Source organism: Photorhabdus sp. RM71S (assembly GCF_042879355.1).
In the GTDB taxonomy this organism is placed as follows: Bacteria; Pseudomonadota; Gammaproteobacteria; order Enterobacterales; family Enterobacteriaceae; genus Photorhabdus; species Photorhabdus kayaii.
This window is the reverse complement of the sequence record NZ_JBHFKV010000192.1, coordinates 1-510: the sequence shown is the minus strand read 5'-3', so window position 1 is coordinate 510 and position 510 is coordinate 1. Positions and strand designations below refer to the sequence as shown.

General features: G+C 46.9%; 2 protein-coding genes. Both read left to right on the top strand.

Going from position 1 to position 510, the window contains the following annotated elements:
* A partial coding sequence (locus tag ACGF5R_RS24460; protein WP_387693238.1) for a glycoside hydrolase family protein occupies positions 1 to 148 on the top strand: 148 nt, incomplete at its 5' end.
* The coding region (locus ACGF5R_RS24455; RefSeq protein ID WP_387693236.1) for a lysis protein at positions 145 to 510 on the top strand (366 nt) is incomplete at its 3' end. The genes ACGF5R_RS24460 and ACGF5R_RS24455, both read left to right, overlap by 4 nt.

Sequence of the window (510 nt, the reverse complement as noted above, 5' to 3'; positions counted from 1 at the left end):
CGTCCGTTCTACTTTACTTAAAAAGCTCAACGCTGGTGATTATAAGGGTGCGGCGAATCAGTTCATGGAGTGGAATAAAGCGGGTGGGCGAGTATTACCGGGTTTAGATGCACGACGAGCATCTGAGAAAACGATGTTTTTATCATGAAATTCAACGCTCACTACTACACGCTTATTGCACTGATTATTGTCTCACTCACAGCTTATTACTATCACTCTGCATTACAGAAAGAGCGGCATGTGACAAAGCAACAGCAGTCAGAAATCCAGCAACTCACAGACACTATCAACTATCAGAATTCACATATCACCATGCTAAACGAACTGGATGTGAAGCACACAAAGGAACTAGCCAATGCGAAATCTGAAATCGATGCTCTGCGTGATGATGTTGCTGCCGGTCGTCGCCGGTTGCTCGTCAAAGCCACGTGTCCAGTGTCTGAAACCGCTTCCAGCACCGGCTTGGATGGTTCAAGACCCGCCCGACTGGAGAAAGACGCTGAACAAGAT